Annotated in this window: 7 protein-coding genes; 4 read left to right on the top strand and 3 right to left on the bottom strand. The window is 68.2% G+C overall.

The genetic code is table 11. The features are described from left to right. Positions 1-273: 273 nt before the first annotated feature. The 3 genes from AC6LKD_RS04175 to AC6LKD_RS04165 all read right to left on the bottom strand — a co-directional run bounded on the left by AC6LKD_RS04175 (position 274) and on the right by AC6LKD_RS04165 (position 4,129). Positions 274-1,593: a DUF445 domain-containing protein gene (locus AC6LKD_RS04175; RefSeq protein ID WP_498115209.1), complete on the bottom strand. Its 1,320-nt coding sequence runs from the start codon at positions 1,591-1,593 to the stop codon at positions 274-276. A 58-nt stretch (positions 1,594-1,651) separates the two neighbouring features. Continuing rightward, positions 1,652-3,040 (bottom strand): GntP family permease, encoded by a 1,389-nt coding sequence (locus AC6LKD_RS04170; RefSeq protein WP_207464086.1) that lies wholly within the window; start codon positions 3,038-3,040, stop codon positions 1,652-1,654. 159 nt (positions 3,041-3,199) lie between these two features. Continuing rightward, positions 3,200-4,129 (bottom strand): LysR family transcriptional regulator, encoded by a 930-nt coding sequence (locus AC6LKD_RS04165; protein ID WP_207464087.1) that lies wholly within the window; start codon positions 4,127-4,129, stop codon positions 3,200-3,202. Between the two features lie 204 nt (positions 4,130-4,333). Here AC6LKD_RS04165 and AC6LKD_RS04160 point away from each other — a divergent pair, with 204 nt between their 5' ends. The 4 genes from AC6LKD_RS04160 to AC6LKD_RS04145 are packed head-to-tail and all read left to right on the top strand — an operon-like array spanning position 4,334 to position 10,010. After that, on the top strand, positions 4,334-6,454 hold the full coding sequence (locus tag AC6LKD_RS04160; protein ID WP_498115207.1) for a 3-hydroxyacyl-CoA dehydrogenase NAD-binding domain-containing protein: 2,121 nt from the start codon (positions 4,334-4,336) through the stop codon (positions 6,452-6,454). 25 nt (positions 6,455-6,479) lie between these two features. Next, complete coding sequence (locus tag AC6LKD_RS04155; RefSeq protein ID WP_013394285.1) at positions 6,480-7,661, top strand: acetyl-CoA C-acyltransferase; 1,182 nt, start codon at positions 6,480-6,482, stop codon at positions 7,659-7,661. A gap of 9 nt (positions 7,662-7,670) precedes the next feature. After that, a complete protein-coding gene (locus AC6LKD_RS04150) occupies positions 7,671-8,867 on the top strand; it encodes an acyl-CoA dehydrogenase family protein (protein WP_498115206.1) in 1,197 nt (398 codons plus the stop codon). Between the two features lie 9 nt (positions 8,868-8,876). Further along, positions 8,877-10,010 (top strand): acyl-CoA dehydrogenase family protein, encoded by a 1,134-nt coding sequence (locus AC6LKD_RS04145; protein ID WP_013394287.1) that lies wholly within the window; start codon positions 8,877-8,879, stop codon positions 10,008-10,010.

Below are 10,010 nucleotides of genomic sequence, written 5' to 3'. Positions count from 1 at the left end.
TCGCAAGACTCGAAACCAAACACGGGTGCAGCAGCGCCAAATACCAAGACGCACGTAGCCCGTCGGCGCGGGCGCCTGGGTGGCGAGCAACCTCGATGCGCCCGAGGGAATCTGAAGGAAAGGCCGAAGGCCTGGACGAAGATGACGACGGGGCAGTCCGGAGCGAACGCTCCGGACCGCAATCGTGGGCGCTCGTCACCCAGGCGCCCGCGCCGACGGGCGGCCTACGAAGCACTGGAAACAGCTCGGCAGAAATCCCACACAGCACCCGCATCACCCCCGAACCAGCAACACCACCGCATGCAGCGCCACGCCTATCAGCCCACCCACCAGCGTGCCATTGAACCGTATGTACTGAAGATCCCGCCCCACGCTAAGTTCAAGCTCATCCACCAGATGCCGCTCGTCCCAATTCTTCACCGTGCGCGAAATATGCTCCGTAACCCCGCTGCGCAAGCGCCCCGTCAAGCGCCGCGCCCCGCCCAGCACGTGATTGTTGATCGCCTCCCGCAATCCCGGATCCTCCCCCAGCTTGCGCCCCAAGGCCAGCAAAGCGCTCTCCAGATGCCGCGCCAGTGCCGAATCCTCGGACGACAGATCCCTCCGCAGCGCAGCATGGATATCGTCCCAAAGTCCCTGCACATACTCCTGCACCTTCGGATGATCGATCGCCCGCTGCTTCAGCGCCTCCACCTGCGCCGCCAAGGCCGGATCATCCTTCAACCGCCGGATGTAATCCTGCACCCAGGCCTCATAGTCCCGCCGCACCGGATGCCCCGGCTCGGACAGCACGTCCCGCAACTCCTCCACCAGCGCCCGCGCCAGCCGGTCCGCCAGATTGTCCGCAATCCCGTCCACCGACTTGACCACGTCCACCGCCGCAATGATGCGCGGCCACTCCTTCTTGGCGAACTTCACCAGCAGATTCGAAGCCCGCGCCTTCACGTCTTCATCGCCCAGGTACCCGCCCAGCCGCTCCAGCGCCGCATCCAGCAGCTCCTGATGGCGCCCGTCGCGCGTCAGCAAACCCAGCACCTCGCCCGCCGTATCCGCCGCATCCCAGCGCCGCAGATTCTTCACCACGAACTCCTGGATCACCCCGCGCACCGCCCGGTCATCCAACAGGTCCAAGGTCTGCAAGGCCACATTGCGCGCCCCCTCGCTCAAAGCGCGCGCCTGCCGCGGACGCCCCAGCCAGCGGCTCAGGCGCGCGGCCGGATCGAACACCCGCAGCTTCTCCATCAGCGTGTCCGGATCCAGGAAATGGTCGCGCACGAACACCGCCAGGTTGTCGCCGATGCGGTCCTTATTGCTGGGAATGATGGCGGTGTGGGGAATAGGCAAGCCCATCGGGCGGCGGAACAGCGCCACCACCGCGAACCAGTCAGCCAGCGCGCCCACCGTGGCCGCTTCGCAGAATGCCCGCACCCAGGCCCAGGCCCCCTGCCCGCCCATCACGTGGCTGGTGATGAAGCCGCAGACCATCGCCACCAGCAAGGCCAATGCGGCGATCTTCATGCGCCGCAACTGCGTGCGGCGCGCCTCGGAAGCCAGCGCGGAATGCGTGGCGGCGGAACGGGGCGTCTCTGTCATGGGGTCTCCGGCTTGGACAGACCCAGCATAACGTAGCGGCCCCCGCAGCCCCCGGACGTCAGCCCAGAGGCGGCAACAGGTTGAACAGCAGGACCATGACCAACCCCACCACCGACACGATGGACTGCACCACCGAAATCGTCTTGGTCGCTTCGCCCATGGTCATGCCGAAGGACTCCTTCACCATCCAGAAGCCCGCGTGATTGGCGTAATTGAAGAACAGCGAACCGCAGCCGATGGCCAGCGCCAGCAGCGGCAGGTTCAGGCTGGGATCGGCGCCCGCCAGCGGCGCCAGCAGGCCGGCCGCGCCCACGATGCCGACCGTCGCCGAACCCGTGGACACCGACAGCAGCATGGCGATCAGCCAGCCCAGCACCAGCGGCGGCAGCGAGAACTGATGGGTCAGGTGCACGATGGCATCGCCCACGTGGGCACTGGTGAGCACCTGCTGGAACGCCCCGCCGCCCGCGATGATCAGCATGATGCCGGCGATCGGCTTGAGGCTCTTGCCCAAGCCATCGCGCAGCTTTTCCGCGTCGCCGCCCCGCATCAGCACCAGGGTGACGGCGGCGAACAGCACGCCCAGCAGCATCGCGACCAGCGGGTCTCCCAGGAAAGCCGCCACGTGCATGGCGCCGGAATCCTTGGGCAGCAGCATCTCGGCGCCCGCGTGCACCAGCATCAGCAAGGCGGGCAGCAAGGCCGCCAATACACCCAGGCCCACGCTGGGCGCGCCGCGGCCGGCGGTTTCCTGGCGGGCCGTGGTGAACTGTTCGAGCAGCGCCTCGTCCGGGCGCGTCGTCATCCGTGGCGCAATGAAGGCGCCATACAAGGGACCGCCGAACACCATGGCCGGCAGCGCCGCGATGAAGCCATAGATCATGGTCGGCCCCACCGTGGTCTTGAGCGTGGCGATGGCCGTCAGCGGGCCGGGATGCGGCGGCACCATGCCATGCATCGCCGCCAGGGCCGCTATCACCGGCACGCCAACATATACATAGGCCGATCCCTTGAAGCGCTCCTGGCTTTCCAGTTTGCGGGCCACGCTGAAGATCAGCGGCAGCATCACCACCAGCCCCACCTCGAAGAACATCGGAATGCCGATGACGAAGGCCACCAGGGTCATGGCCCAGGGAATCATGCGGGCCGAGGTGTGGCGCAGGATGGCGTTGGCCAGGCGTTCGGTCGTGCCCGAATCCGCCAGGATCTTGCCCAGCATCGCGCCCAGCGCGATCACCACTCCCACCGCGCCCAAGGTCTTGCCGGCGCCATTGCTCAGGTTCTTGACGATGGCCACGGGCTCCATCCCGGTGGCAAACCCCACGCCGATGGAGACGATCAGCAGCGCCAGCAACGGATGCATGCGGATGCGCGAGACGATCAGCGCAACCAGCACCAGCACGCTGGCCAGCGCGGTAAGAAGCAATTGGATGTCGGAGGAGGACATGGACGGGCCTGGGAAAAATGGGCGCGGCCCTGCGGCCGTTTGCAGGCCTCGTGCAGGCCATACGCCGAAAGAAACACGGATTTTATTCCCGCCAAGCTGAACGCCCAGTCAGGAAAGCCGCAAGCCCCGGGGCCTGTTCACACCGCGACGAAGCGGGCCTCAACCCGCCGCGCCCAGCAGTCCCGGTCTGCCTTCGTGCGCGGCCTGGGCCCGTTCCAGGATGAATTCGATGATCATCGAGATCGCCCGCGGATGGTGCCGGTTGGGCATGTACAGCATGTACATGCCGCGTCCGAAAATGCTCAGCCGCCATTGCGGCAGCGCGGCCACCAGATCGCCGCGCGCAATGTCGTCATGGACCACGTAGTCCGGCACCACGCCCACGCCCAACCCCGCCAGGGTCGCATCGCGCAGGAAAGCGTAGTTACGCGAGATCACGGTCGGCTCCAGTATCACGTGCTGCCGCGGCTGGCCGCCGTAGTAGGCGGAAAGCCGCAAGGGCCGTCCGATGACCGCGGCGCTGATGGTGGGCGTGCGCGCCAGCTCTTCCGGATGCTGCGGCAGGCCGCGGGCGGCGGCATAGGCCCGGGACGCGCAGGCCACGTAGCGGACCTGGCCCAGCTCGCGCGCCACCAGGTTCTGCGGCGGTTCGGACATGATGCGTATCGCGATGTCGACCTCGTCGCGCAGCAGATCGTCCACACTATTCTCGAACAGCACGTCCAGCACGATGTCCGGATAGGCCCGCTTGAACTCCAGCAGCCAGGGCGTCATCACGAACTGTCCGTAGCCGCTGGGCACGCTCAGCCTGACCTTGCCCTGCGGCGTCTTGCCCAGGGTCTCCACGGATTCGCGCGCCGCCGCGAGTTCGTCCTGGATGCTGCGGCCATGCTGATACAGCTTCAGTCCGATTTCCGTGGGCTCCACATGCCGGGTGGTGCGGCGCACCAACTGCATGCCCACCGAGCGCTCCAGCTGATTCAGGTGGTAGCTGACATTGGCGCGCGTCATCTTCAGGCGGCGCGCGGCCTCGCTGAGATTGCCCGCGTCCAGTATTTCCACCAGCAATGTCAGGGATTTGGTGTCCATCCAGGGCCTCCTCGCCAGGGTGATGCACCCGCCAATTGTCAAATTTTTTTGACTTCAATGTCAATTATCGATGCCATTGTCAAGACTTCTTTACTGCGAAAGAATGAGGCCAGAAAAGACGGGCCGTTCCTGGCCCACCAGGCTGAGTCCTGGCGGCCGCCCCTGGCGCCGCCGCCACGGCAGACCTCATCGGAGACACTGTCCATGACAGACAGCGCAAGCACCGGCGCAGCCAACACGCGCCGCTATGACGACATCCTCGTCGTCACCATCGACCATCCCCCCGTCAATGCCCTGAGCGCCGCCGTGCGCGCCGATCTGGCCGCGGCCATCCGCGACGCCCAGGCCGACCCTCAGGTGCGCGCCATCCTGCTCCTGGGCGCGGGCAAGAACTTCATCGCTGGCGCCGACATCCGCGAATTCGGCAAGCCGCCGCAACCGCCCATCCTGCCCGAGGTCTGCAACCAGATCGAGGCCAGCGCCAAACCGGTGGTGGCCGCGCTGCATGGCGCGGCGCTGGGCGGCGGACTGGAAGTGGCTCTGGCTGCGCACTACCGCGTCGCGCTGGCGGGCGCCAAGCTGGGCCTGCCCGAGGTGAACCTGGGCCTCTTGCCCGGCGCCGGCGGCACCCAGCGCACGCCGCGCCTGATGGGCGCGCAGGCGGCGTTGGACTTGATGCTGAGCGGCAAGCACCTGACCGCCGGATCGGCCCTGGAAGCGGGCCTGGTGGACGCGTTGTCCGACGAAGCCGATCCGCTCGACGCGGGCCTGGCCTACACCCGGCAACTGTTGGTGCTGGGCGCCGGCCCGCGTCGCACCCGCGATGCCGGGGCGCTGGAAGACCGCGCCGCCGCGCTGGCCCAGGTCGACGCCGCCGCCGAACGCGTGGCCCGGACCACCCGCGGGCTGTACTCGCCCGCCAAGATCGTGGAGGCCGTGCGCGCCGCCACCGAGCAGCCTTTCGAGGAAGGCCTGCGCACCGAACGCGCCCTGTTCCTGCAATGCCTGGACAGCCCACAGCGCGCGGGCCTGGTGCACGCCTTCTTCGCGGAGCGCGACACGGCCAAGATGCCGGGGCAAGAGCCCGCCCGGCCGCGGCGGTTGGAACGCATCGGCATTGTCGGCGGCGGCACCATGGGCGCGGGCATCGCCGTGTCGGCGTTGGACGCCGGCTTTCCCGTGACCATGGTCGAGCAGGACGAGGCCGCACTGGAACGCGGCCGCGGTCGCGTCGCGCAGGTCTACGACCTGCTGGTCGAAAAAGGCCGGATCAGCGCCGACGAGCGCGACGCCCGCATGGCGCGCTACACCGGTTCGACCCGCTACGAGGCGCTGGACGACGCAGATCTCATCATCGAGGCCGTGTTCGAGGACATGGCGGTCAAGCAAGCCGTGTTCGCGCAACTGGACCGCGTGGCCAAGCCCGGCGCGGTGCTGGCCACCAATACCTCCTACCTGGACGTCAACCTCATTGCCGCCGCCACGCGCGGCCCTGCCGACGTGCTGGGCCTGCACTTCTTTTCGCCGGCCAACATCATGAAGCTGCTGGAAGTCGTGGTGGGCGACCACACCGCGCCCGACACCGTGGCTACCGGCTTCGAACTGGCGCGACGACTGCGCAAGATCCCGGTGCGCGCCGGCGTGTGCGATGGCTTCATCGGCAACCGCATCCTGGCCGTGCACCGCCAGGCGGCCGACATGATGATGGAGGACGGCGCCTCGCCCTACGAGATCGACGCCGCCGTGCGCGCCTTCGGCTACCCCATGGGGCCCTACCAGATGGCGGACCTGGCTGGTGGCGACATAGGCTGGGCCACGCGCAAGCGCCGCGCGCCCACGCGCGACCCCGCGCTGCGCTATGTGCAGATTCCCGACCGGCTGTGCGAACGCGGCTGGTTCGGCCAGAAGACGGGCCGCGGCTTTTACCTCTACCCCGACGGCGCGCGCCAGGGCGAACAAGATCCCGAAGTGCTCGCCCTCATCGACGCCGAACGCGCGCGCGCCGGCGTCACGCCGCACGCCTACACGCAAGAAGACATCCAGCGCCGCTACCTGGCCGCCATGATCAACGAAGCGGCCAATGTGCTGCATCAGGGCATCGCCCAGCGTCCTTCCGACATCGACGTGGTGTTCCTGTCCGGCTACGGCTTTCCGCGCTATCGCGGCGGCCCGATGCACTACGCCGACAGCGTGGGGCTGAACCGTGTACTGGCCGATATCCGCGGCTATGCGCAGGAGGATCCCGCCTTCTGGAAACCCTCGCCGCTGCTGGTGCAACTGGCCGAATCCGGCCGCAATTTCGCCACCCTGAATCCATCCGCCTGACCCCGATACCAGACAGGAACACGCCATGCGCGAAGCCGTCATCGTCTCCACCGCCCGCACCCCCATCACCAAAGCGGGGCGCGGCGAATTCAACCTGATCGCCGGCCCCACCCTGGCCGCGCATGCCGTGCGCGCCGCCGTCGACCGCGCCGGCATCGATCCCGCCCTGATCGAGGACGCCTTCATCGGCTGCGGCTACCCGGAAGGCGCCACCGGCCGCAACATCGGCCGCCAGGCCGTGATCCGCGCCGGCCTGCCGGTCAGCGTGGGCGGCGCCACCGTCAACCGCTATTGCGCCTCGGGCCTGCAGGCCATCGCTTCGGCCGCCAGCCGCATCGTCATGGACGGCGCCCCCGCCATGATCGCGGGCGGCGTGGAGCTGGTGTCGCAAATCCGCAGCCGCGACGACGGCGTCAGCGGCATGGATCCGTGGATCGTGGACCACAAGCCCGAACTCTACCTGCCCATGATAGAAACCGCCGACATCGTGGCGGCCCGCTACGGCATCAGCCGCGAAGCCCAGGACCATTTCGCCGCGCAAAGCCAGGCGCGCACCGAGGCCGCCCAGGCCGCGGGCCGGTATGTGGAGGAGATCATCCCCGTCACCACCATCATGTCCGTCACCGACCGCGCCACCGGCGCCGTCAGTGAACGCGAAGTGACCGTGGACCGCGACACCTGCAACCGCCCCGGCACCACCTATGAAGCCCTGGCCTCGCTGGCCCCCGTGCGCGGCGCCGGCCAGTTCGTCACGGCGGGCAATGCCTCGCAGTTGTCGGACGGCGCCGCCGCCTGCGTGCTGATGGAAGCCGCCGAAGCCCAACGCGCCGGCATCAAGCCGCTGGGCGCATTCCGCGGACTGGCGATCGCCGGCTGCGAACCCGACGAGATGGGCATAGGCCCGGTCTACGCCGTGCCCAAGCTGTTGGCGCGCCACGGCCTCAAGGTGCAGGACATCGACCTCTGGGAATTGAACGAAGCCTTCGCCTCGCAAGCCTTGTATTGCCAGGAAAAGCTCGGCATCCCGATGGACCGCTTGAACGTCGACGGCGGCGCCATTGCCCTGGGTCACCCCTTCGGCGTCACCGGCGCCCGCCTGGCCGGCCACGTACTCATCGAAGGCCGCCGCCGCGGCGCCCGCTATGCCGTCGTCACCATGTGCGTGGGTGGCGGCATGGGCGCGGCCGGCCTGTTCGAAATCTACTGAGGATCCCCCATGGACCTGGAATTCACCCCCGAAGAAAACGCCTTCCGCGATGAAGTGCGGACCTTTCTTGCCAGCCACCTGCCCGAACGCCTTTCCGCCAAGGTCGTACAAGGCAAGCTGCTGACGCGCGCCGACATGGTCGAGTGGCACGCCATCCTCAACCGCCAGGGCTGGCTCGCCAGCCACTGGCCGATGGAGTACGGCGGCACCGGCTGGAGCGCCGTGCAGAAGTACATCTTCGAAAACGAATGTGCGCTGGCCGGCGCGCCGCGCATCGTGCCCTTCGGCCTCAGCATGCTGGGCCCGGTGCTGATCAAGTACGGCACCGAGGCGCAACGGCGCCACTGGCTGCCGCGCATCCTCGACGGCAGCGACTGGTGGTGCCAGGGCTACTCCGAACCCGGCGCGGGCTCCGACCTGGCCTCGGTCAAGACCACGGCGGTGCGCGACGGCGACAGCTACATCGTCAACGGCCAGAAGACCTGGACCACGCTGGGCCAGTACGCCAACATGATTTTCTGCCTGGTGCGGACGTCGCAGGAAGGCCGGCGCCAGGAAGGCATCAGCTTCCTGCTGATCGACATGGCCAGCCCCGGCGTGGAAGTGCGCCCCATCATCACGCTGGACGGCGAACACGAAGTCAACGAGGTGTTCTTCTCCGATGTGCGGGTGCCGGCCACCAATCTGGTGGGCGAGGAAAACCGCGGCTGGACCTGCGCCAAATACCTGCTGACCTATGAACGCACCAACATCGCCGGCGTCGGCCAATCGACCGCGGCGCTGGCGCGCCTGAAGACCGTGGCCCAACGCCAGCGCAAGAACGGCCGGCCGCTGGCCGAGGATCCGGACTTTGCCGCGCGGCTGGCGCGCGTCGAGATCGAGCTGGCCAATATGCGCACCACCAACCTGCGCGTGGTCGCGGCCGTGGCCGGCGGCGGCGCGCCCGGCGCCGAAAGTTCCATGCTGAAGATACGCGGCACCCAGATCCGCCAGGAGATCAGCGCGCTGAACCGCCGCGCCATGGGTCCCTACGCCCGCCCCTTCGTGCCCGAGGCTCTGCACGACGGCTACGGCGCGCCGCCCATCGGCCCCGAAGGCGCCGAGAGCGCCGCCGCGCAGTACTTCAACAACCGCAAGCTGTCGATCTTCGGCGGCTCCAATGAAATCCAGAAGAACATCATCTCCAAGATGATCCTCGGACTGTAAGGGCCGGCCATGAACTTTGAACACACCGAAGACCGGCGCATGCTCTCCGACATGCTGCGCCGCTTTGTCGCCGAACAGAACGACTTCGCCACGCGCGACCGCAATGCCCTTTCAGAGCGCGGCTACAGCCTGGAACTGTGGCAGCGCTACGCCGAACTGGGCGCCGTCGGCGCGCTGTTTGCCGAAGCGGATGGCGGGCTGGGCGGAACCGGCTTCGACATCTCCGTGGTGTTCGAGGCGCTGGGCCGCGGCCTGGCCGTCGAACCCCTGCTGGACGCGTTGATGGTCGGCAGCGCCATCGCCTCCGCTGGCACGCCAGCCCAGCGCGAAGCGCTCGAAGGCCTGATCGCCGGCACCATCACCGCCGCACTGGCCCACGCCGAACCCGACTCCGGCTACGAACTGGCGCATGTCGAAACCCGCGCCGAACGCAACCAGGACGGCTGGGTGCTCAACGGCGCGAAAGCGGTGGTCGCGGCGGGCGAACACGCCGACCTGTTTCTGGTCCCGGCCCGCAGCGCGGGCGGCCCGGACGACGAGGCCGGCATCAGCCTGTTCCTGGTCAGCGCCGGCACGCCCGGCCTGACGGCGCGCGGCTATGGCCTGATCGACGGCGGGCGCGCGGCGGAACTCGTTTTCTATGGGGTGCAGCTTGCCCCGGAGGCGCTGCTGGGCGAGGCCGGCGCCGGCTACCCGCTGCTGGAGCGCGCCGCCGGCCGCGGCATCCTGGCCCTGTGCGCCGAAGCCGTGGGCGCGATGGACTGCGCCCGCGACGCCACCCTGGAATACCTGCGCACGCGTCGCCAGTTCGGCGCCCCCCTCGGCAGCTTCCAGGCCTTGCAGCACCGCATGGCCGACGTGCTGCTGGAGATCGAACAGGCGCGCTCGGCCGTGATCAACGCTGCGGCCGCGCTCGACCACCCCGACCGCGCCACCCGCGAGCGCGCGCTGTCCGCCGCCAAATACACCATCGGCCGCATCGGCACCCTGGTAGCCGAAGAGAGCATCCAGTTGCACGGCGGCATCGGCATGACCTGGGAGCTGCCGCTGGCGCACTACGCCAAGCGCCTGGTCATGATCGATCACCAGTTGGGCGACGAAGACCATCACCTGCGGCGCTACATTGCGCTGGGGCAGGCTTGA

Source organism: Achromobacter sp. D7-1 (assembly GCF_059760445.1).
This window is presented reverse-complemented; position numbering and strand designations above follow the sequence as displayed.